This window comes from Vibrio kagoshimensis, assembly GCF_050337535.1.
GTDB lineage: Bacteria > Pseudomonadota > Gammaproteobacteria > Enterobacterales > Vibrionaceae > Vibrio > Vibrio gallaecicus.
The window spans coordinates 51,786-74,129 of sequence record NZ_JAKJSZ010000006.1 but is presented as its reverse complement, the minus strand read 5'-3'; the positions used below and the strand labels follow the sequence as shown (position 1 = coordinate 74,129).

The 22,344-nt window shown below is 42.7% G+C and carries 17 protein-coding genes and 1 pseudogene; 9 read left to right on the top strand and 9 right to left on the bottom strand.

The genetic code is table 11. The features are described from left to right. Positions 1–63 precede the first annotated feature (63 nt). From manA to L4C37_RS06605, 4 genes are all read left to right on the top strand, one after another. Positions 64–1,281 (top strand): mannose-6-phosphate isomerase, class I, encoded by a 1,218-nt coding sequence (gene manA / locus L4C37_RS06620; RefSeq protein ID WP_137372862.1) that lies wholly within the window; start codon positions 64–66, stop codon positions 1,279–1,281. A gap of 270 nt (positions 1,282–1,551) precedes the next feature. Beyond that, complete coding sequence (locus L4C37_RS06615; RefSeq protein WP_429768182.1) at positions 1,552–1,992, top strand: PTS sugar transporter subunit IIA; 441 nt, start codon at positions 1,552–1,554, stop codon at positions 1,990–1,992. Between the two features lie 13 nt (positions 1,993–2,005). Further along, positions 2,006–3,430: a PTS fructose transporter subunit IIBC gene (locus tag L4C37_RS06610; protein ID WP_372266105.1), complete on the top strand. Its 1,425-nt coding sequence runs from the start codon at positions 2,006–2,008 to the stop codon at positions 3,428–3,430. Positions 3,431–3,539: 109 nt separating this feature from the next. Further along, positions 3,540–5,960: a GH92 family glycosyl hydrolase gene (locus L4C37_RS06605; protein ID WP_429768181.1), complete on the top strand. Its 2,421-nt coding sequence runs from the start codon at positions 3,540–3,542 to the stop codon at positions 5,958–5,960. A 266-nt stretch (positions 5,961–6,226) separates the two neighbouring features. On the opposite strand, the gene L4C37_RS06600 is transcribed toward L4C37_RS06605, so the two are convergent. Then, positions 6,227–7,195, bottom strand: a complete 969-nt coding sequence (locus L4C37_RS06600; protein WP_273293408.1) for a nucleoside hydrolase — start codon at positions 7,193–7,195, stop codon at positions 6,227–6,229. 350 nt (positions 7,196–7,545) lie between these two features. Between L4C37_RS06600 and L4C37_RS06595 the strand changes: the two genes are divergently transcribed. The 3 genes and pseudogenes from L4C37_RS06595 to L4C37_RS06585 all read left to right on the top strand — a co-directional run bounded on the left by L4C37_RS06595 (position 7,546) and on the right by L4C37_RS06585 (position 9,718). Next, complete coding sequence (locus tag L4C37_RS06595; protein WP_429768180.1) at positions 7,546–8,091, top strand: glutathione peroxidase; 546 nt, start codon at positions 7,546–7,548, stop codon at positions 8,089–8,091. After that, a complete protein-coding gene (locus L4C37_RS06590) occupies positions 8,088–8,555 on the top strand; it encodes a DUF3429 domain-containing protein (protein ID WP_429768179.1) in 468 nt (155 codons plus the stop codon). The genes L4C37_RS06595 and L4C37_RS06590 overlap by 4 nt, the downstream gene beginning before the upstream one ends. A gap of 401 nt (positions 8,556–8,956) precedes the next feature. Then, a pseudogene (locus tag L4C37_RS06585) lies at positions 8,957–9,718 on the top strand (IS5 family transposase). Positions 9,719–9,847: 129 nt separating this feature from the next. Here L4C37_RS06585 and L4C37_RS06580 read toward each other — a convergent pair. The 3 genes from L4C37_RS06580 to L4C37_RS06570 are packed head-to-tail and all read right to left on the bottom strand — an operon-like array spanning position 9,848 to position 14,746. Then, the gene (locus tag L4C37_RS06580; RefSeq protein WP_273293416.1) at positions 9,848–11,116 is read right to left on the bottom strand and encodes a sigma-54-dependent transcriptional regulator; all 1,269 of its coding nucleotides are present in this window, start codon (positions 11,114–11,116) and stop codon (positions 9,848–9,850) included. Then, positions 11,106–13,460, bottom strand: coding sequence for an ATP-binding protein (locus tag L4C37_RS06575; RefSeq protein WP_273293405.1), 2,355 nt, complete (start codon positions 13,458–13,460; stop codon positions 11,106–11,108). Before L4C37_RS06575 ends, L4C37_RS06580 begins: the two co-directional genes overlap by 11 nt. Further along, positions 13,460–14,746 carry an ABC transporter substrate-binding protein gene (locus tag L4C37_RS06570; RefSeq protein WP_167494010.1) on the bottom strand — a complete coding sequence of 429 codons (1,287 nt, stop codon included), beginning with the start codon at positions 14,744–14,746 and terminating at the stop codon, positions 13,460–13,462. Before L4C37_RS06570 ends, L4C37_RS06575 begins: the two co-directional genes overlap by 1 nt. Before the next feature lie 286 nt (positions 14,747–15,032). On the opposite strand from L4C37_RS06570, the gene L4C37_RS06565 reads away from it, so the two are divergent. Both L4C37_RS06565 and pyk read left to right on the top strand, forming a co-directional pair. Continuing rightward, positions 15,033–16,409 (top strand): MFS transporter, encoded by a 1,377-nt coding sequence (locus tag L4C37_RS06565; RefSeq protein ID WP_137372854.1) that lies wholly within the window; start codon positions 15,033–15,035, stop codon positions 16,407–16,409. Positions 16,410–16,559: 150 nt separating this feature from the next. Further along, on the top strand, positions 16,560–18,038 hold the full coding sequence (gene pyk / locus L4C37_RS06560; RefSeq protein ID WP_372266100.1) for a pyruvate kinase: 1,479 nt from the start codon (positions 16,560–16,562) through the stop codon (positions 18,036–18,038). A 439-nt stretch (positions 18,039–18,477) separates the two neighbouring features. On the opposite strand, the gene L4C37_RS06555 is transcribed toward pyk, so the two are convergent. From L4C37_RS06555 to L4C37_RS06535, 5 genes are all read right to left on the bottom strand, one after another. Then, a complete protein-coding gene (locus tag L4C37_RS06555; protein WP_429768178.1) occupies positions 18,478–19,194 on the bottom strand; it encodes an NYN domain-containing protein in 717 nt (238 codons plus the stop codon). Between the two features lie 231 nt (positions 19,195–19,425). After that, entirely contained in the window at positions 19,426–19,836 is a 411-nt protein-coding gene (locus tag L4C37_RS06550) for a DUF2000 family protein (protein ID WP_137372851.1), read from the bottom strand. A gap of 15 nt (positions 19,837–19,851) precedes the next feature. After that, positions 19,852–20,448, bottom strand: a complete 597-nt coding sequence (locus L4C37_RS06545) for a LysE family translocator (protein WP_429768177.1) — start codon at positions 20,446–20,448, stop codon at positions 19,852–19,854. A 34-nt stretch (positions 20,449–20,482) separates the two neighbouring features. Further along, positions 20,483–21,310, bottom strand: coding sequence for an AraC family transcriptional regulator (locus L4C37_RS06540; protein WP_429768176.1), 828 nt, complete (start codon positions 21,308–21,310; stop codon positions 20,483–20,485). 247 nt (positions 21,311–21,557) lie between these two features. After that, positions 21,558–22,310 (bottom strand): SDR family oxidoreductase, encoded by a 753-nt coding sequence (locus L4C37_RS06535; RefSeq protein WP_137372848.1) that lies wholly within the window; start codon positions 22,308–22,310, stop codon positions 21,558–21,560. Positions 22,311–22,344: the final 34 nt, after the last annotated feature.

Sequence of the window (22,344 nt, the reverse complement as noted above, 5' to 3'; positions counted from 1 at the left end):
TACTCTTGTACTTTAAATAAATCGGGTAGAGCTCAAGCCATGTTTCCCTTCATGGTGATTTCGATGTCTGATTTTTCTTTAGCGAACGACTCGTTCGTACAACGCTTCTTCTACCCTATGACCAACGTAATTCAAAACTACGCATGGGGTAGCCCTTCTTCGTTTAGCCAATTGTTTGGTATTGATAACCAGTCTGGTGAACCGCAAGCGGAAATATGGATGGGCGCTCACCCCAACGGTTGCTCGATGGTGACTAATAACGGGCAACAAACCACACTGTCGAGCCTAATCTCTCAAAACTTGAACCTGTTCCTTAGTGAAAAAGTGGCTCGTCGATTTGGAGAACTTCCTTATCTGTTTAAGGTGTTAGCAGCAGAGAAAGCGCTGTCTGTGCAAGTTCATCCAAACAAGCAGCAAGCAGAATCTGGATATGCTCTAGAAGAGCAACAAGGCATTCCTATGACGGCGGGTAACCGTAATTACAAAGATGCCAATCACAAGCCAGAGCTGGTTTACGCATTAACCGACTACACGGCGATGAACGGCTTTAGAGCGATTAATGAGATCCTTGAGCATTTCCAATACCTCGACATTCCAGAGCTGCATTCAATGGTCAACGACTTAACGGGCGACCAAACTCCCAATGGGTTAGCAAGCTTCTTCGCGAGCTTGTTGTCTTTGGAGGGCGAGCAAAAAGGAATGTCACTTACCATGTTGCTGATGAAGGCTAAGCTTTCTGATGCACCCGTATTCCAGTTAATCTCAGAGTTGGAAGAGCAATATCCCGGTGATGTGGGTTTATTCGCCCCACTGCTACTCAACGTGATCACTCTAAAACCTGGGCAAGCTATGTATCTGGATGCTGAAACACCGCACGCCTACATAAAAGGCACCGGCTTAGAAATTATGGCGAACTCAGACAATGTGCTTCGCGCAGGGTTAACGCCTAAATATATGGACGTGAATGAGCTAGTCTCTTGTACTCGATTTAATGAAAAGCCTGCAGATAGGTTGCTACTAAGCCCGATTGAGCAAGGTGATGTAATGGAATACCAGATTCCAGTGGAGGACTTTAAGTTCTCTATTGTTCAAAACTCTCATCAAAGGAAAATCACCACAGAGGGTGCAGAGATCTTGCTACCGCTCGATGAATCTATGCTGCTCACTCACCCTTGCGGCGAAACCTGCGTGATAGAAAAAGGTCAGTCAGTTTTCATTCCCGCTTATGCTGAGAGCTACAAACTGGATTGTATTGGACGTGTCGCACGCGCTTACAGTTAATTTTCGATAAACAGATCAAACACACTTACTTAACACTACTCATGCCCTGCTTTGCGGGGCATTTTTGTTTCTGCACACTCCAATTCCTAAGTTAAGAATCGTTATCAACGATGATGCACCATGACCAATATCACACTGTATAAATGATGCAAATCACACTTAATTTTGCTTGGTACAAATGTACAGTGAAGGGCTTTTATTTGCTATTTCGCGAATGCTGTTAATCCATTAATTTTAATTCAAGAACTTCAAAAGTGAATGAGTTAATAAATGATCACACAGCTAACTAACGTCAATTTAATTAATAACAACCTTCAAGCAAATAATAAGAAAGAACTGTTTGAAGAACTCGCAACAATGTTATTTAAAAATAACCGAATCGGTAATAAAGATGCCTTTTTAACAGACATCGAAATTCGCGAATCTCAAAGCATTACTTCGATGGATGGCATCGCCTACCCACACTCGAAAAGCCAAGCGGTAACTGAGCCTGCAATAGCTGTTGGAGTAAAACGAGAAGGCATTGAATATGGCGATGAAGATGGCATTAACCCAACCGTGTTTTTTATGATTGCCTCACCAGACAACGGCGCTGACCATCATATTTATGTACTACAAGAATTATTTGGAAAATTCAGCGATGAGTTTATTCAAAATATCCATAACGCAAAAGATGAACATCAAATACTTAATATTTTAATTAATTCATAAGGCGTAGAAAATTATGACCACCCTAACAAATCAAGCTACGAATAATAATGCTAATTCAAAAAATAAAAATAGCAGTAGCGATTATAAAAAAATACTCAGCACCATGAAAGGTCACCTGCTTTTTGGTACATCACACATGCTACCTTTCATTGTAGCCGGCGGTGTTCTTTTAGCTCTAGCGGTAATGGCATCAGGTAAAGGCGCGGTTCCTGCCGATGGCTTGCTGGCTGACATTTCTAATATCGGTATCAAAGGGCTTGTTCTTTTCCCAATCATTCTTGGTGGCTTTATTGGTTACTCAATTGCAGACAAACCAGCCCTTGCACCAGCGATGATTTCATCTGGCATCATGGCAGATATGGGCGGCGGCTTCCTTGGCTGTATCGTGGCTGGTTTTATCGCAGGTGGCGTGGTGTTCCAACTGAAGAAGATCCCACTTTCTTCAAACATGACAGCACTTGGTGCTTACTTCATCTACCCACTTCTAGGCACATTAATTTCTGCCGGTATCGTACTTTGGGGAATCGGTGAGCCAATCAAACTGTTCATGTCTTCTATGAACGAGTTCCTAGCTTCAATGGCTGGCGCTTCTAAGATGGTTTTAGGCACCATCCTTGGTGGTATGACTGCGTTTGATATGGGCGGTCCTATCAACAAAGTAGCAACACTATTTGCTCAAACTCAAGTAGACACACAACCATGGCTAATGGGCGGCGTAGGCATCGCGATTTGTACTCCACCTCTAGGTATGGCTCTGGCGACTTTCCTATTCAAAAACAAATTCTCTAAACAAGAGCAAGAAGCAGGCAAAGCGGCAGCAATTATGGGTTCTATCGGTATCTCTGAGGGCGCTATCCCATTCGCCGCGAACGACCCAATGCGCGTACTTCCTTCAATCGTTGCCGGTGGTATCGTTGGCTGTGTGTTTGGCTTTATGACAGACGTTCTTCTGCACGCACCGTGGGGCGGTCTAATCACAGCACCAGTATCAAGCAACATTCCAATGTATGTAGTCGGTATTGCACTTGGCTCATTAACCACAGCGGTTATTGTTGGCTTCTGGAAACCTGTCGCGGTTGAAACCGAAGAAGATATGGCTGAAACACCAGTACAAACTCAAGCGGTTCCTGCCGCTGGCGAAGGCGAGTACGACATCGTAGCAGTAACATGTTGCCCTTCAGGTGTTGCACACACCTTCATGGCAGCAAAAGCACTAGAGAAAGCAGGCTTAGCTGCAGGTCTTAAGGTTAAGGTAGAAACTCAAGGTCAAAACGGTATTCAAAACCGCATCACCGACCTAGATGTAGCTAACGCGAGACTGGTTATCTTGGCACACGATATTCAAGTGAAAGACGCACACCGCTTTGCTAACGCAAACGTAGTCGAATGTTCAACTAAGCATGCAATGAAAAACGCCACGCAGATGATGTCGGCGTAAACCAATAAGCTCCACCCCTAGAGCCCTTCCCCCAAGGGCTCTATTTTCAAAATAACAATACAAACACGCTCTACTTGTATCCCTCAAAATTATAAATAATAGGTTTTGTATGAAACTCAAACGTTCTCTTCTCGCATGCGCGATTCTCAGTAGTTTTATCGGTCTAACTGGTTGCAATAGCAACGATGATTCAACAGCCACAATACCCGGTGATCCTCTAGTTGATCTTGCGGTGCTAAAATACGTAGATCCTATGATCGGCACTGCGGCATCTGGTCATACGTTCCCAGGAGCAACCGTACCTGCGGGTATGGTTCAACTGTCTCCAGACACTTTTATTGGTTCTAATACCGACCATGAGTCTGGTCTTAATCCATGGCATTCAGCTTCTGGTTACTGGGATTCATCGAACTATGAAACGGGAGAGGTTATCTCCACTGACGTTTCACTCTACGGCTTCTCTCATACACACCTATCAGGTACAGGTGCCACAGATCTAGGCGATATATTGGTTTTGCCTTATTCGGATATGGCAAACAGCCAATTGAATACTTTTGACAAAACTAACGAAGAAGCCAGCGCTGGTTACTACAAAACAAAGCTAAATCAAGGTCAAATTGAAGTTGAACTCACGGCAACTAAGCGTGTCGGTTTACATAAATATGTCTTCGAAGACGGTGCCGAACGTAATGTGAAGTTTGATTTAGGCCACACCTTAATGCACAACAACGGACAATCATTAAAGAATAAAATCGAAGTGGTAGACGACTACACCATCCGAGGCCGAAAAACATCGACTGGCTGGTTCCAAGGTCAAGATCACCAAGGTCAAGACATATTCTTCTATGCCCAGTTTAACCAACCTATCGCCAAAGCTATGTTAGGTGAACAAGATCAAGAACCGACACGAGAGATGCGCCAATCGTCTGTTTATTCGGGCGATGATCTCACCGCGTACCTCAATTTTGGTGCTGGTGACGAGTCCATAGAAATACGTGTTGGTATTTCTCCAGTGAGTTGGCAGGGTGCTCAGAAAAACCTAGAAGCAGAAGCTCCGAGTTTTGATCTAACAAAAGTCAAAGAAGGCGCAGAATACGCATGGGCTGAAAAGCTGGCAAAAATCAAAGTGGAAGGTGGTACTGACGCCGAGAAAACCAATTTTTATACTGGCATGTACCACATGATGATTGCCCCAATAGAATTCTACGACGTAGATGGTCAATATGTTGATATGCTCGGCACCGTTCGCACCCTAAAAGAAGGTGATACACCGAACTACTCTATCTACTCAACATGGGATACGTTCCGCGCAGTGCATCCAATGTGGACGATCATCGATCCTGACCAAGCAACACTTTACGCAAAAGACTTAATTCGTAAATCTAACGATGAATTCGGTCTGCTGCCTAAATGGGAAGGTCATGGTTCTGAAACTGGCACAATGATTGGCTATCCTTCAGCGGCGATTCTAGGTGACGCGGTGACTAAAGGGCTAATTGATGCAGAACAAGCATATACCGCCTCAGTAAAATCAGCTCGCTACACTCCCCATGAATATCCACAAATTCATGATGGCATTTTAAGCTCGCTAATGGCGGGACAGCTAAACTATCACGAGAGTGAGACATGTGTTCGCTACCCGAACTGGAACTCTATCTCCTATTCACTAGAATTCTCATTCTACGATTGGACTATTGCTGAAATGGCGAAAGCGGCTGGTGATATGGATGCATATGAAGAGTTTAAAGCACGCTCGTATAACTCTCTGACACATTGGGATGCCAATGCTGGCGGAGCAGATGGCACAGGCTTCTTCGTACCAACGGAACTAAAAGAAGGCGACCCATGTGCATTGAAATACGCTTCAACTGACTTTGACCCATATAAATCAGACGCGTATTACTACACTGAAGGCAACGCATGGCAATGGCAATGGGCGTTCATGCAAGACTTAGACAAATTGACTGAAATTATGGGTGGTAGCGAAGGGTTAAACGACAAGTTGAACAACCTATTCAATGCTGACCCTAATGGTGGTGAAGCGCACCAAGACATGACAGGCTACATTGGTCAATACATTCACGGTAACGAGCCATCGCATCACGTCATCTATTTGTACAACCGCACAGAGGAATCTTACAAGGCTCAAGAATACTTAGATCAGGTTTATGACCAGTTCTACAAACCAACACCTGACGGGATCATCGGTAACGAAGACGTAGGGCAAATGTCGGCTTGGTATTTGATGTCGGCACTAGGCTTCTATCAAATTTCACCAACGGATCCTACTTATAGTATCGGTCGTCCAATCTTCGATAAAGCCGTCGTCAATATTGGATCTGGGTCATTCACTGTCACCGCTGAAAACAACGGACCGGATAACCTATATATCAAAGAGGTAAGCATTAACGGCAAGCCGCTAGATATGTATAACACTTTCCAGCACAGTGAATTTAAAGCAGGAGGCGAACTTCACTTCGTTATGACTGCAGATAAATCTCAAGCTATGCAAGCCAATCTCGGAAAATAACGCTTATTGGGGGCTTTATGCCCCCTTTTGTGCTCAATACACATCATAAAGCCAACAAACGTTTGGACATAAATGAACTGGCGAATTCAGTAAATGAAATTACTTTTTAGTATGGAAAGGCACTTAGCTCGGTATTTTGTATTGATGGTGCAGATCAGTTTAAATTGAAGCCAATGAAGCTGACATTGCCTTTGAGCGTTTCTACGCATTGTGTCTAGAGGATGAGCCTGCCGCGCACTTCCCAACATGTACGACAGAACCAACTATTACTGCTGTGAATAGTGTATTAATGTCTCTCTGTAGAGTGAGAGTAAAGTAGCGCTATCTACTTGAACACCAACCTGTTGTGCTGGAAATAAGCCCCATTCATCATTCATATAGTTACGTTGATCAGCTTTCTGAATAGTCATCCCTTCCGCAGGTCCATCTGTGACTACCCTGACAGGACCACTACGACTTGTAAAAAGAGATGGTTGGATAACATAAGCAATAGCTGATGGGTCATGAACATGACAGCCATCCATTCCTACTTTTTCAGAATAAAACTTTAAGTAGTAACGGCTAACATCCCAGATAAACTGCCCTACCTCTCCTGCATCATCTCGCAACTCATCAAGGTATTGACTGGTAAAAAAGCTCTCCTCCGTCACATCGAGCCCTATAATGACTACTGGCCATGATGCCGTAAACACCTTATCGGCAGCATGAGGGTCATCATGAATATTCGCTTCTGCAAATGGTGTCACGTTCCCTCTGTGGTCGTTTTCGCCGAACGCGCCACCCATAACAACCACTTCTTTGACCAAGTCAACGATATCAGGAGCAGCTTCAAGTGCGAGTGCCAGATTAGTAAGAGGACCAACCGCCACAAGGGTAATCTCTCCTGGCTCAGCTCGAATACTGTCGATAATGAACTGATAAGCCGGCTTATCAATAGCTTTAACATCTAATGAATTTGGCGCTTTCACATCCCCAAATCCAGCCTCACCATGCACTACAACCGTGGCTCCAACGGGATCTCTTATCAACGGCTTATCCGTTCCCTTAGCCACCAGCGTCTTCATTCCAAACTTCTGCTTTAGATAAAGGGCATTTTGAGTCCCGTTGTCTATCGTCGCATTACCATAAACAGTGGTGATCCCCATCAGCTCAATATCTGGATGCGCTTCTGCAAATAAGATTGCCATTGCATCATCGATGCCCGGATCTGTATCTAGGATGATTTTCTTTGTCATATCAGCCTCTAATTAAACAGTTGAAAAGAATAGACAATACCTAGAAAAAACACTGATAAACGTGACTTAAATCGCATGACGAGTGCATATTAACTTAAACACTCAAGGTGTGGATTGTTCGTATGAATATTGTACTACGAGCATTTTTCCTTATGTTCTGGAAAAATTAGTTAAACTTTAATTCCTTTAACTAATCATGAGTAACTATAGATATGTAAAGTCCAAAGGCTCTTAGTGGCTCCCTACTTACTCACTGATGACTAATTCTTAAGCGATAACGGTCTTTAACGTGATCATTTCAAGTCGATCAACCGTAACAATAACTACGCCAACTAAAATGAGTCAGACCTATGAAATATTCGCTGCTGTGCTCCACCACCCTAATCGCGAGCCTAACAAGTTCATTCGCCTTTTCAGCAAGCTGCCCTGAGATACTTAACGGCAAACAAAGGCTGTTAAATTCAAATGAAGAGATTGAACTCTGTGAAGAATTTCAAGGTAAAACTTTATTGATTGTCAATACGGCAAGTCAGTGCGGTTTCACTTCTCAGTTCGAGCAACTTGAGCAGCTTCACCAAACCTACAAAAAGAAAGGTTTCACGGTTGTTGGTTTTCCAAGTAATGACTTTCGCCAAGACAGAGGAAGCGAGGAGCAATCTGCTAAAGTCTGCTACCTAGATTATGGTGTAACCTTTCCGATGATGGCGCGTGCATCACTCTCTGGACCAGCCGCAAATCCAGTCTTTGCCGAGATCCAACAACAAGCTGGTATTAAACCGAAATGGAATTTCTACAAGTTCTTGGTCAGCAAAGAAGGCAAAGTGATAGCAACCTTCCCGAGTTCTACATCGCCAACCAGTACTACCCTCCAAAATGCAATAGAGCAGCAGTTATGAGGTCAGGTTGTATGGAGACAACTCAAACACGCAACACCATGGTCAAGCTCGGTTACATGGGTTTAATCCCCTTTTTATTCGGTCTATTGTTATCGCTCACCGACAGCCAACTCTTTAGCTTGAGCGGCGAAACGTTCTTCATCACCTATAGCGTGGTTATATTGAGCTTTTTGTCGGGTATCTTGTGGGGGAATGGAATAGAGAACTTCGAAAACCAATCTAGTAACAAGGCTCTAATTCTGAGTAATGTTATTGTGTTGGCAGCTTGGCTAGCGGCGCTGCTCGGTGAGCAGCAAGAGTTTCTCACCACTCTGATTCTGCTCTTAGGCTACATTGCGGTTTGGCGAGCGGAAAGGTCAATGAGAGAAGAGAACCAAAGTGAAGGTCCCGACGGCTATTTTGACATGCGAACCAGATTAACCTCCAGCGTGGTATTAATGCACGGTATAGTGATGTTGACTTAAGCGAGTGACGCCTGCATCACGTATAAAAAAGGGGCAGGTCTTGAGTTTTGACACGCATTATTTTTTTGTGTCTCGAAACTAGCTCACTAACTGTAACGTATTAGAAACGTAACAAGGTTTTGGACATTTATGAGTTAGGTGTTGTTCAAAAATATAGATTTACGGATTACTTGCACTAATCAGGTCAGACTGCACAATCTAAGGACTAGCGCTATTGTGAATCCTGAGAAATGGCATTTAGAACGCTTTTATATAAAACTATGACTTTGGAGTTTACCTCTAGATCATGCCTTTATTGAGTTTCAAGAGCTAGGGCGTGTTGATCTTTCGTGATTATTTTTTAAACAGCATAGTAAAGAGTTATAATTTGCTTTGCCAAAAGTAAAACCATAACCAATACCATACCAAGAACAATATTAACTGATATTCGATGGGAACTACTACTTCGACTTATGAAAAATACAGGTCGTATTTACGATAAAACTGAACATCGAATGACATTTGAAGGAATACTTTATCGAATGAGAACAGGTATTCCTTGGCGAGATCTGCCACCTGAGTTCGGAGAGTGGAGTACCGTTTACAGGTGATTTAATTTTTGGTAAAAAAAAGGGACTTTAGATAGGATTTTCATGGACTTATCTAGCATAGCTGACTTTGAGTAGCTCTTTCTGGATGGCTCTATAGTTCGAGCGTATCAGCATAGCACAGGTGCAGCTACTGAAATCTCAGAGCAAATAGGAAAAAGTCGTGGTGGTAATTCAACCAAAATTCATTTAACTGTTGATAGTGGTGGCCTGCCGATTTGCTTTGATTTATCAGAAGGTCAACGCCACGATATAGTGCATTTCGAAAGTTTAGTTGAGCAACTTGATGAAGTTAATACCATGGTTTGTGATAAAGGGTATGACAGCGAACCTTTTCGTGCTTTTGTTAAGGAACGTGGCGGAGAAACGGTAATTGCTAAACGCAATTACGGACAATATATAGACAAAGGCAGTATGGATTGGTGTCTATACAAGTATCGTCACTTGGTCGAAAATGCCTTTGCGAGAATTAAGCATTATCTAGCCATTTCAAGTAGATATGACAAGATAGAAAGGATTTATACCAGCATGTTATCGCTGGTATTTATGTTAATGTGGCTACCGATGTATTGCTGAACATGAAATATATAGCAAAGATCAACACGCCCTAAAATGTCATCACCTATGCGTCACATTAGTTTTCATCACTAGTTAAATGACATAAAAAGTGCCTGATTCTAATGGTGCAGTTCTCAAACATTTCTATTATCTCGACTTGTAATTGCCTTTTTCTATTCCGTGCTTTTTCATTCTCAAGTACAGCTTTTTTCGGGGTATTTGCAGATGATTAGCGGCATCGGTAACTCGCCCAGAATGCAAAAACAGCGCATCTTCTATGAGTTGCTTTTCGAAATCGTCTACCAACTCTGCTAATGGAAGCTGAATATCATTTTGTGAGTAGATACGCTCTTTACCTGTCAGCTTAACAATCCCGATGGCATACAACTCAGCAATGTTTCGCAGTTCACGGATATTGCCTGGCCAAGGGTAACTTCTCAAAAGAGCGAGATAGTTAGAGTCTACATTTGGCAGTGCTTTACCTAGTTTCTTACAACTTAATTTCAAGAAATAATGAAATATCGCGACGATATCATCTGGCCGCTGGCGCAAAGGAGGCACGTGAACCACTCCCTGGTTAAGCAGATAGTATAATTCTGGCAACAATTGATTCTTAGTGATGTACTCTTCCGGCTCGGACTCAAAAATTGTCACTACACGCAGATTTTTTTTACCACAACGCTCACGCGCCAGCAGCAACTGAGCCAAATGCCGTTGCACCTCTTCAGGCAATTCTGGTAAGTTATCTAACACAAGCACACTCGGCTCCTGCTTGTTAGTCGCATCATCAATACACTTCATTGTCGTGGTGTTGCTGAGCGCAAGAGTGATATATCCCATCTCTTCGTTCTTCGTCATCATATCTTTGATGATCCCAGCGACACTGTGACGCCCTGTACCTGACTCGCCATAAACTACCAAGTGCGTGTCCAACAAAGCGTATTGCGCGACATATTTTCGGATCTGCTCCATATGCGCGGAGTTACCAATTAGTGAACGTGAAATGGACTTCTCTGCCTGACGCTGGAACTCTACCTGACCAGTGCGAGTTTCAAGCTGGTGCTTAACCAATGTTAATAAATCCGCAGGATTAATCGGCTTCTCTAAAAACTCACACGCACCTTGCTTCACAGCATCCACAGCTATCGGAATATCGCCGTGCCCAGTAATCACAATAACGGGTATTCGCTCATCAACATTTTTAATCAGTTTCAGCAGTTCTAAACCATGCATCTGTGGCATATACATGTCTAGAATCACAACGCCCACCCACTCAGGAGAGACGTATTGCAACGCTTGTGTTGGGTCGTTAATGGCCTTCGACTTTATCGATGAGATGTTCATTAGGTAAGAATATGAATCCAAAACATCTTGATCATCATCGACTAATAATACTGAATACTGGTTATTGATCATTAGGTAACTCCAACACAACCATCGCACCTTTTTCTAGTGAGGAAGCGAGGTAGATATTTCCTTTATGCTTTTCTATTAATGATTTACAAATATTCATTCCTAGCCCTAACCCAACCTCTTTTGTCGAAACAAAAGGCTGAAAAATCCGTGGCACAATCTCTTCTCCGAAACCAACAGCATTGTCACTGATCGCAACCAGTGTGGTTTGCTTACTCCGGTCCACCAATTCCATTTTAATTCGTTTTTTATCTTCTCTTGTGCTTTCCATTAGCGCATCGCAGCCATTTACTAAGACATTTATGAAAATCTGTTCTAACGCCAACATATCGCCTTGAACTTTCACGTCATCAGGTAGCCTATTTTCTATCGTGATCTGTTGACGTTTTGCACGCGTATTCACGATGGTCGACGCTTGCTCCGCGACTTCATGAATAGATACAGGCTTTGCTTCACTCTCACCGACTGGCTTCCGTGCGAACTGGCGCAAACTGTTGATAATCTTGGTCATCCGAGTCGTTAAGCCCTCGATATGTGTGATCGACTCGCTGACCTTATCTGGGTTGTCTTGTTGAACAAACATTCTCGCGCTGTACAAATACGTCGACATCGCATTTAGTGGCTGGTTAAGTTCATGCGCTAAGCTCGTCATGGTTTGGCCTACAACCGCCATTTTTGCAGCTTGAATGAGTTCATCTTGTGTTTTTTTAAGATTGTCTTCAGTTCGAATTCGCTCTTCGATTTCGTTTTCTAGCTGCTGGTTCTTCAGCAATAGGTCTTGCGTTTTTTCTAACACTCGACTTTCCAATGTTCGCGTAGCAACTTCTTGATGAGTCACATCAGTGATAGTCATGATAAGTTTGTATTCGGCTCCGTGGGCAAAAGGGCGAATATCGAAACGTACGTATTTAGGCTGATCTCCTCCAAGTGACAAGGTCACATGAACTTTTCCAAGTTCAATCCACAAGTGCGAGCGATCGAATACCTTTTTTAGCTGTTCTCGGCAGCTTTCTGGGAAATATTCCCAAATCGAGCAACTTTCGTTTACTTCACCAAGTTTCAATAACTTACGCGCACTTAAGTTTGCAGACTCCACTACTCCGTTGAGGTCGCTTGTGATCAAACTCGCCGTGGTATTGTTGATTAAACTCAAGGCATTAGTACGCTGAATTTCCTGTACCTTTTCACCATATTCGATGAGCTTTTCACTCAAGCGTCCGATTTCATCATTTCCGTCCACCACAACTGGATGATTTAGGTCATTTTTGATGATGGCATCAATACTGTCACCCAGTCCTATCAAACGCGCCACAATTCGGCGGTTGATAAAGTAATACGTCAAGAACATACTTGTCATGATCGAGATGCTGAAGCAAACGAGCAAAACGTGATTACCATATGACACACGCTCGGCAGTCTCCGTTTTTACTTGTTTGAACGTGTGGTCGGCGGTAAGAACCAATTCTGCGATTTGATGATGGATGGCATCCATACTTAGTGCAATCTGGTCTTGCATCTTTTTGATGCCACCGTTTAATTTCACCAGTGACATAAGTTGTTTTTCGAACTCACCATCAGGACTCAACACCACTACGAGTTCTTGCAGCAACTGTTTGTAAGCTATTGAGGTTGGTTGGTTCATTAACATTGTGCTGCTTTCTTGAAGATCCAACAGGCGAAAGTAAATCACTTTCATACCATTATCGACCTGCTCTGACATTGAGGCTCCTGAAACGTCAATGGCCATGTCATACACAGCCGATTCAACGTCAATAACCTTTTGTAATGTACTCAGTTTAGCCAACAAACTTTGAATATCTTTTGAATCGTTTGCCCGCTCAATCTGCCAATGCACTTCTTGGCGAAGAGGTTTGAGCTCGGAGCGAATATCTTGGTGGAGCCAGTTAATTTGTTCCATCAGTTGATCGACACGCCGATTTTGATCAATTCGTGTGGAAATCAGATCGACATATTTTGCCAGTAACGAGGTAAGTCCTGCTTCCGATTCAAGCAACTGATAGAACTCCGAATTCATTCTATTGCTTTTTAGAACCGTTGAAATTGAAGCTAGCTCCTCATTCACCTGTATAGCTTGTTCATTCAGCTGTACTTTGTTATCAACGACTTGAAGCGCTGCAACGCGTCGGTTTATTTCACTCGTTTTGCTTTCGAGGAAATAGCTGGCGTTGTATTTGGGCACGCTATCTTCCAGCAAAGTCCTCACCTGATTGTCTAAACTGTTCCAAGTAGCCCAAGCAACCACACACACCACCGTGAGTAAAAGCGTACTGCAAGCGAAAGCTACAACTAAACGAGCCCCAATGGTTTTATATTTCGGGTATAACACTACTTCCCTTGCCCCCGACAGTGAGCCAATTGTTGATTTACGTTGTCCAACTTTTCCGACATCGCGCGCCCCAATTCATGAGAAAACTCCGCCAACAAGGCTTGGTAGTGCGTCATTCCAACTTCGGAGTCTTTATCCATTGTCGCCAAATTTTGGGCAATGGTAGTTATTTTCTCTTCGCTCAGTGGTAGTTCAAACAACTGCTTCTCGATCGTCTTGAGTGAGCACTGTTGTTCAGGACTATCTCCAACCAGCAGATTGAGTTTAATGAGGGTGAGCCAAGCGTCTTGTAACTCTGGAAGACGCTTAGTAATCGCGGTATCAAAAATCAAATTGATCAGTGCTTCTCTCGGCATTACCTGTTTTAGGTCGAGCACTGGGTTATCACCACTGTATCGAGCCGTATCATAGAGGGCCGTTTTTGAAATTGCGCTGCTTTCCATTTGCTCTTGAACTTCTTTTGAAAGTAAATGCGCAACAAAGGCTTCTGCCAACTTGTCGCTCTCACCACGATTTATTTGAGCAATGTAAGTGGGCATTAGCGTAAAGTCTTGATCATAAGCAAAACCGACATAGTCAAATTTACGCTGGGCAATCAATGCATAGCTGTCAATTGTTGGTCCAATACCTAACTTGCCTTTGACTATATAATCCGCAACCCCGAAGCTGCGAGATGAAATCGTCGCCAAATTCGCTCCTACGTTGAGTAATATGCGCCAGCCCTCTTTCCAACCATATCGACTAAGTACACTCTCAACCATCAGCTGAGTTGTTCCTGAACGACTTGGTGTACTCATGGTGACATGTCCAAAGTACAGAGGGTTTGTCAGATCTTGAAACCACTTCGGTTCTGGCAAATGGTTTGCGGCTAAATAGTCTTTGTTCCAAACAATCCCAGCCCCGGAGTACCCAAACGCAACAACTTGCTCTTTATTCGGCAATAAATAGGCAGATAACCATTTCGGAACTTGCACGTTAGATGGCATATCAACTAATCGATGCTCGTTAGAAAGCTCTTTCATCAAAAATGGAGATGAGCTCAATACCAAGTCGATATCCTTCATATAGCTTTTGCTTAGCAGTTGCAGACTCGATTGAGTACGACGGTGCACTATTCTGACTTCCGCATCAGGATAATGCTGCGTAAAGTCATCCACCAAAGCAATTATTGGAGCTTGAGAAAAAGTAGTGAGTATTACCAGCTCTTTATCTGCTGCGATTGTGAGTGGTGTATAAAGAGCAGCACTCAGAAGTAAACGACGCCCTAATTGCTTTAAATCAGCCATCAGATTAACCAAAAACCTTAAATAATGTGCGGTAACTCAAATCTATTAAAGATCGTTAAAAATCTTACAGAGTATGTTTGAGTCAGTATTGACGCACTTCAACCTAAACTACGTATATTCTATCAGTAACAAGTAGCAGCCTACCGTTCTAAATTCCCGTTTTTGACTCAGCCTAAATATCAATATGAGTCAATTCTGCCTCAAATTCATACCTTTGTACTGTGCAATCTGTCACTTCAAGATGCCCCTGCAACAAAACATTTGTAATTAAAACTTGGAGTGCAACATGTTTAATTTCTTTAAATCACGTCCTGACCTCCCTCTTTCAGATGGCTCGAAAGAGGAGATGCAGGCGCGTTTCAAACGCTACCAATGGCAGGTATTTTTAGGCTTGGTTTTTGGTTACGCAGTCTTCTACGTAGTACGTATGAGTTTAGGCGTTGTTAAAAAACCAATGCTGGATGCAGGCATCGTAACCATCGAAGAACTCGGCATCATGGGTTCGGCTTTTTTCTTCACTTACGCAATTGGTAAGTTCTCGAACGGCTTCCTTTCTGACTACGCCAACATTGGCCGATTTATGTCGTTCTCATTGCTACTGTCAGGCATCACGGCAGTATTCATGGGTTTGAATACAACGGCCCTCTTCTTCATTCTACTGTGGGGTTTGAACGGTTGGTTCCAATCTGTTGGTTCAGCTCCTTCTTGTGTGTCCCTGTTCCAATGGTTCTCACCAAAGCAACGTGGTAGTCGATATTCTGTCTGGGGTGGTTCACGTAACATCGGTGAAGGTATTACTTGGATCTTAACGGCATCTCTAGTGAGCTACTTTGGCTGGCGCGCTGGTTTTATCGGTGCAGGTATCGCAGCGATTGCCGCAGCACTATGTATGTTCTTCATCCTAAAAGATCGCCCACAAACTTATGGTTTGCCAGATGCCGCTACGGCGTTTGATGAAGCGACTGAGATGAAGAAAAAGAACGACCCGAAAGAAACTCGTCGCGCTCAAATGTTCATCATGAAGCAACCGACTGTTTGGTTAATTGCTGCAGCGTGCGCGGCGATGTATATCTCTCGCTACGCTATGTCTTCTTGGGCTGTTCTTTATCTTCAAGAAGTAAAAGGTTACTCGTTACTCGATGCTGGCTTTGCAATGTCCACCTACCCTATTGCAGGTCTCGCAGGTGCAATACTATCGGGCATTGTCTCTGACAAGCTGTTCAACTCTAACCGCCACATTCCTACTCTACTTTACGGATTGGCAAACATTGGCGGTATGTGTTTGATGTTCTTCGGCCCAGACCACCGCATTGTTGACGCTGTTGCACTAGGTTTGATTGGTTTCGCTATTGGTGGTCTGGTTGTTTTCCTTGCTGGTTTAACTGCATGTGACTTAATGCCTAAAAATGCCGTAGGTGCAGTTAAAGGCTTTATCGGACTGTTCTCTTACATCGCAGCTTCTGGTCAAGAGTTAGTATCAGCTTCTCTTATCAAAATCACTGAGGTTGATGGCGTAGCCAAATACGACTTCTCGCAAGCACAATACTTCTGGCTAGCCGCTGGTGTAGTTTCTCTTCTTCTTGCTTTGACGGTTTGGAATGCGAAGAAAGTAGTTGATATCAACCCAGCTAAAGAAACAGAACTAGAGGTTCGCCCTAGTTAGTAATTCATCACAAAAGCGGGAGGCAACTCCCGCTTACTTCACTATTTTCTGACGCTCTCCATTTTCTTAAGTTCTTTTGCAAAGAGTGCTTACGAAATTGATAGACCCCTTATTTCTATTTTCTTTTTTATGTGTCGATTGAGGTGATAAATGTGTAAAACCAAAATTGTGGCCACGCTAGGTCCAGCAAGTGAAAGCCGTGAAACACTGACTAAATTAATTCGAGCAGGCGCTAACATAGTCAGGCTAAATTTTTCACATGGAACAGCGCAAGAGCACATCGCACGTGCACACTTGGTTCGTGAAATCGCGGCTGAACTTGACACTTATGTTGGTGTACTTGTTGATTTACAAGGTCCTAAGATTCGTATTTCTTGTTTCGAAAATGATGCAGTTCAACTCAATCAAGGCGACACATTCACGCTGAGCGGAACACTCGATGCACACGTAGGTAACCAAGAGATAATTGGCCTTGATTATCCAGAGCTCATTCAAGATGTAAATAAAGACGATATTCTGCTGCTGGATGATGGCCGCATTCAGCTGAAAATTAACCAAGTGGATACTAACGAGCAATGGATAAAAACTACGGTATTGAATAGCGGTAAATTATCTAACCGTAAAGGCATCAACTTATTAGGTGGCGGTCTTTCTGCACCGGCCCTTACCGCTAAGGACGTTCAAGACATTGAAACCGCAGCGAAAATCCGTGCCGACTTCCTTGCTATTTCTTTCCCTCGTAATGCACAAGATATCGAATACGCTCGTAGCTTAGCGCGTAAAGCAGGTTGCGATGCCAAGATCGTCGCAAAAGTGGAACGTGCAGAAGTCGTGGCAACCAAAGAAGCCATGGATGACGTGATTATCGCATCAGATATCATAATGGTTGCTCGCGGCGATTTAGGCGTAGAGATTGGTGACGCGCGATTACCTATGGTTCAAAAATCACTAATAAACCGCTCTAAGTATTGGGGTAAACCAGTGATCACCGCAACACAAATGTTGGAATCAATGATCGATAACCCACTTCCTACTCGAGCAGAAGTGTTAGACGTGGCAAATGCGATTATTGATGGTACAGACGCCGTGATGCTCTCAGCCGAATCCGCGGCGGGTAAATACCCTATCGAAGCAGTCGAAGCTATGGTTCGTATCGCAGAAGGCGCAGAACACGAACTCGAATGTAACCATGACTGCTGGGATACCCTTCAACATTTATGTTCTAACCCAGGTAAAAGCTTTGCGCTTTCATCGATGATTTCAGCTTCTCGCGCTCATCAAGATCTTGGCGTTGCGATTCTAACCAAACAGGGAGAAACTCCGCTGTTAATGTCTCGCTGTCAGAGTAAGGCTAAGATTTGGGCTCTTAGCGATAATCCAGCGTTGCTTGCACAAATGACAATCTTACGAGGGGTTGAACCCTTGTACTTCAAAGCGGAAGGAGCCAAAGTCGAACTCGCATCGCAGGTAGTAGAATGCTTAAACCAGAAAGCTCAAGAAGCTCAAATCTCATCAATATTAATGACTCAGTTAGATTCTATAGAAGGCATGGGAGAAGTTAACGCCTGTCGCTTACTAAGCTTGAATATGACTTCTCAAATCAAGCCTGCCAAAGAAATCGCAGCCTAGGTCGACCTCCCCCCTTATTCAAGTTCTGACTTGAATTTATCGCCCATAACTTGCTCCACAGGGATTTGGCCTGCCACATGGCAGGTCCTTTTTATTTCGCACTATCTATCTAACCTTTACATACTCGTTAGGCAAGGAACTTAAGTTAATAAAAGTACGGTCATTAGTTGCTATTGTAGAGCGATTGTTATCTCCAAAAGCGCGCTAATGTTGAAGAGTAAGCATTCCACCTAGGTTTGTGGGGGCATCTCGATTGTCCGTTCCTTATGCATAGAGCCAGGTTTTCTCCTCTTGGACGAACTGACTTCGGTGCTTAATCCGGACAATTTATTGTAGGGCAAACTCATAATAGCAAGATATGAATGAGTATTTATTCTGAATGAATTTGGGGCAGTTTTGAGTTACTCGATTGCCGTATGCCGCCAGTGATGACAGCACATCATTTTTGTTTGCTAGCCTTTGTTATCAGCTGAAATTCCATACCAGAACGTTTAGTATTACGGGTTCTATAGCGCGTTGGATATTTATCAAAAAAATCAGATAACTTCTTCAATCCGTAGTTTCGAGGGTCAAAATCTGGCTTCAATCTTTTTAAATACTTTCCAATTTCGCCTAGTTTTGCCCAACCCGATTCATCTCTATAGTTCTGCCAAGCTTGATGCATTAATTGCCATAATTCGCATTCTGCGTCTTGATTAGAGCTTGATTGTGTCTCCCCAAGATCAGCGTTTAAGTTTTCTATCGCTACAAAGTCGTCACAAGCGTTTTTAAACGAAGTCGGAGTCATCGCTTTTCCAACACCGATGACGTGTATCTCCGACTCTCTTAATCTCGTAGCAAGACTTGTAAAGTCACTATCACTGGATATCAAAGCAAAAGCATCAAACCTTTGGCTGTACAAAAGATCCATTGCATCAATAATCATTAAAGAGTCTGTCGAGTTTTTTCCAGATGTATAGGCAAATTGCTGTTTAGCTTGAATCGCTAACTCATTCAATGGTTGCTTCCAGTTCTTTAGTTGCTCAGCAGAAAAATCGCCATATGCCCGTTTAACGATGATCTGCCCAAAACGAGAAAGCTCTTCAATAATAAGGTTTAGCTTTGAGTGTGGAGTGTTTTCTGAATCAATTAATACAGCGATTTTTCCATTACCCATAATCCGTGCGTGACCATCCTTATGTAGTTAGTTGCACTATATCGGCATTAGTAATATTTGTTCAAATCGAATTGTTCAGAAATGTTATGAGTAACGACTCTAAACAGGAAAGGGGCAGATCTGCGTTACGATGATCTAGCCCATCAGCACGAATCTGGACAAAAATGAGCCGGACTTTTCTCTGGCTCGTTACCCTAGGTTTGTGTTATTACAGATATAATCACTTCAACCCTAATCGTGAAGCTTCGCACCTTTGACCACTTTATCCACTAATTTTTTCTCTGCATACATAGCAATCCCGACTAAGGGTAAGCTTTCCGTACCATAGTAACGAACGGTTCTTCGATTAGCTTCATCATGACCTGTTGCGAACATATCTTCGATGAATATTGCAGTTTCAATGTTTGCACGATTAGCGCGTTGGATAAAAGTAGGCAGTTTACTTCTCTTCACTTTAAGTACTATTGTTGGCTGAATACAAAGTGGTAGGTAGGTGTTGTCACTCCCATCCACATATCGTTCTCCAGTCTTAACCGCTGATGTCGAAGTGATGCCACCAGATAAAAAACTTACAACATTCAATTTCTGCCATACTGGTAAATCCTCTGCCACAACAATGACAAACTTAGAATCAAATCGCATATAACCTCTTATTAATCAGAACACTAAATCAATGACAGGCGGTACACCCATCTTTAAGCCAACAAACAGTAATAACACTGCCATTAGCTTATTCATTACAACTAAATAGTCAGTTTCGTTTATCTTTTTGCCAATAAGACGTCCAGCAATGTAATAAACAGTAGGTGCACCAAACGCAAGTAGTGCCAAAATAGCGCACCATACAAAGATGTACCCGCCCGTAATACCTGCTGATGGAAATTGAACTGTTGCAATAGGCAATACAACCGTAATGCCTTTCGGATTAAGAAGCTGAAGCATCAAACCGTCTCGCAGATTCATGCTTTGGCTTGGCTTTAATTCAACCTTACCCACTTGGCTTAAGAATATTTTGTATGCCAACCAAAGAATGTAGATAGCACCCAGTATTGCTGTCCATTGTAAGACAGCATAATTCATTAATGTTTCACCAATCAGCGAAACAGCACTGAATAATGCAAACATGGCGATCGAGACACCGAGACTAAAACCAAATATCGAATTTTGTTTCTGTATGCCACTGTTTAAGCAGATAGCATTGACTGGCCCTGGGGTGTACATGACCCCTAGAGCATAAATAATTATGTCCAGCATAGATTTTATCTTTTGGTAGATGCTTTAGTTGAGTCTAAAGCGAGAGTTGTCTTTGGTATTGGGTCGGCGTGATGCCAAACGTATTCTTAAAGTTACGATTAAGATGACTTAAATCGGAAAAACCGTACTTAAAAGCAATATTCGCTGCATTGTCACCTAGTTCTAATTCGCGTTTTACACGATTGATTTTATAGCTAAGTACATACTGATGTGGCGTCATGCCAAACTGTTTGTTAAACAGTCGAATGAAATGATATTTAGACATATTGGCAGCGCTTGAAATCTCTTCAATACCTAGTTTTCGATTAAGGTTGAAGTGAATAAACTCCTTTGCTTGCTCCAATAGTTTATCTGTTCGCCCATAAGCTACCTTATCAATAAAAGAGCCATCGCCAAGACGAACAATCGAATGAGCGATGCCGAGTAACAGATGCTCTTCTTCTAGTGAAGAAAGTGGCTGATCTAAGTTCATAAAGCGTGCAATTGAAATGATCTGTTTTTGCAAAACCGCATCATGGAAAGATGATACTTTCAATAGAGACTGATCTTTAGATACATTACCTATGCTTTGCATCAAACTCATCATTGTCGATTCAGGTATGTAGACCATTTCATACTCCATATCTTTTCCACCTCCAGCATGCCCATCATGAACCTGTTCTGGATTAAAAAAGATCACGTTTCCTGCCTGACTTTTATGAAAAGTTCCATTACTAAAAAAGTCCTGACGGCCACGGCATGTCACACCGATACTGAACTCTTCATGGGCATGTTTACCGTAGCTAAAGTCTTTGATCTTTGCCGAAAATGAACACAATCCTTTAGTATGCGTACTTTTTTGATAGCTAAATTGTTCTTGCATGCTTACAGACTCAACCTATTTAGTGGAAACATAATGAAAGTATAGAGAGCAAGTGATAGTGAAGATAGAACAAAATTGCTAAATGCATAACAGTTGCTTTTTCTTACCTAGCAAGCTTGGTGGCACTTTTGAGCTGGAAAGTGCCACGGGTAAAAGTCAGGGTATTGTTGGATAAGAATAGGTATGAAAAACATCGAAAGTTGTGGGCAAATCTATTTTTTCACCGCAAGATTTCACCACAAAACACTTATAAATTCCCTACGCCGCCATCAATCAGTAATTCAGAACCAAGCATATAGGCGGATTCGTCAGAGGCGAGAAAAACGGCTGCTTTTGCCAATTCTAGTGGTGTTCCCAAACGCTTTAGCGGGACTAACTCTTTTACTTGGTTAATCAAAGCTACTTTCTCACAATCAGGCAAACCAAATTTATCAAAAGCCTCTGTCTGCGTTGGTCCTGGACTCAGTGTGTTAACTCGAATACCTAGATGTTTTAGTTCCCCAGATAATGTTCTGGCAAGGGAGATCAGTCCGGCTTTACTTGCAGAATAAACACTACTTTTCGGTAGACCTATTTGGGCTGAAACGCTTCCACATAGGATGATAGAGGCTGAGTCAGATAATATCGGTAATAATGAGCGAATTAGAAAGAAAGGACCTTTTAAGTTTGTATTGATTACACGATCAAAACCTTCCTCATCCCATTCTTCGAGTGATTTGTGTGTTACATCGCCAGCATTGATATAAAGTACATCAAGCCTCGGAAATACAGATTTAATTGTTTCGGCTAACTTGTATTGCTGATGGACATCAGAAGAATCATTTTGAATAAAGATTGTACTATCCCCTAACTCCTGCTTTGCTTTTATTAGCCCTTCTTCTCCACGTCCTGTTATTGCAACGCACGCCCCTTCTAAGCGAAACTGCTTTGCCGTTTCCAGTCCGATACCTGCGGTACCTCCGGTGATTAAGGCATACTTATTCTGTAATCTTAATGACATCATATCTCCTGTTGTTTTTTACGTAATCGGAGGG

Bases quoted from the DNA above. Each gene is read 5' to 3' on its own strand.
- manA (WP_137372862.1), top strand. From the start codon at position 64: ATGTCTGATTTTTCTTTAGCGAACGACTCGTTCGTACAACGCTTCTTC.
- L4C37_RS06605 (WP_429768181.1), top strand. From the start codon at position 3,540: ATGAAACTCAAACGTTCTCTTCTCGCATGCGCGATTCTCAGTAGTTTT.
- L4C37_RS06590 (WP_429768179.1), top strand. From the start codon at position 8,088: ATGAGGTCAGGTTGTATGGAGACAACTCAAACACGCAACACCATGGTC.
- L4C37_RS06595 (WP_429768180.1), top strand. From the start codon at position 7,546: ATGAAATATTCGCTGCTGTGCTCCACCACCCTAATCGCGAGCCTAACA.
- L4C37_RS06580 (WP_273293416.1), bottom strand. From the start codon at position 11,116: ATGATCAATAACCAGTATTCAGTATTATTAGTCGATGATGATCAAGAT.
- L4C37_RS06555 (WP_429768178.1), bottom strand. From the start codon at position 19,194: ATGGGTAATGGAAAAATCGCTGTATTAATTGATTCAGAAAACACTCCA.
- L4C37_RS06550 (WP_137372851.1), bottom strand. From the start codon at position 19,836: ATGCGATTTGATTCTAAGTTTGTCATTGTTGTGGCAGAGGATTTACCA.
- L4C37_RS06565 (WP_137372854.1), top strand. From the start codon at position 15,033: ATGTTTAATTTCTTTAAATCACGTCCTGACCTCCCTCTTTCAGATGGC.
- L4C37_RS06615 (WP_429768182.1), top strand. From the start codon at position 1,552: ATGATCACACAGCTAACTAACGTCAATTTAATTAATAACAACCTTCAA.
- L4C37_RS06610 (WP_372266105.1), top strand. From the start codon at position 2,006: ATGACCACCCTAACAAATCAAGCTACGAATAATAATGCTAATTCAAAA.
- L4C37_RS06600 (WP_273293408.1), bottom strand. From the start codon at position 7,195: ATGACAAAGAAAATCATCCTAGATACAGATCCGGGCATCGATGATGCA.
- L4C37_RS06545 (WP_429768177.1), bottom strand. From the start codon at position 20,448: ATGCTGGACATAATTATTTATGCTCTAGGGGTCATGTACACCCCAGGG.
- pyk (WP_372266100.1), top strand. From the start codon at position 16,560: ATGTGTAAAACCAAAATTGTGGCCACGCTAGGTCCAGCAAGTGAAAGC.
- L4C37_RS06540 (WP_429768176.1), bottom strand. From the start codon at position 21,310: ATGCAAGAACAATTTAGCTATCAAAAAAGTACGCATACTAAAGGATTG.
- L4C37_RS06535 (WP_137372848.1), bottom strand. From the start codon at position 22,310: ATGTCATTAAGATTACAGAATAAGTATGCCTTAATCACCGGAGGTACC.
- L4C37_RS06570 (WP_167494010.1), bottom strand. From the start codon at position 14,746: ATGGCTGATTTAAAGCAATTAGGGCGTCGTTTACTTCTGAGTGCTGCT.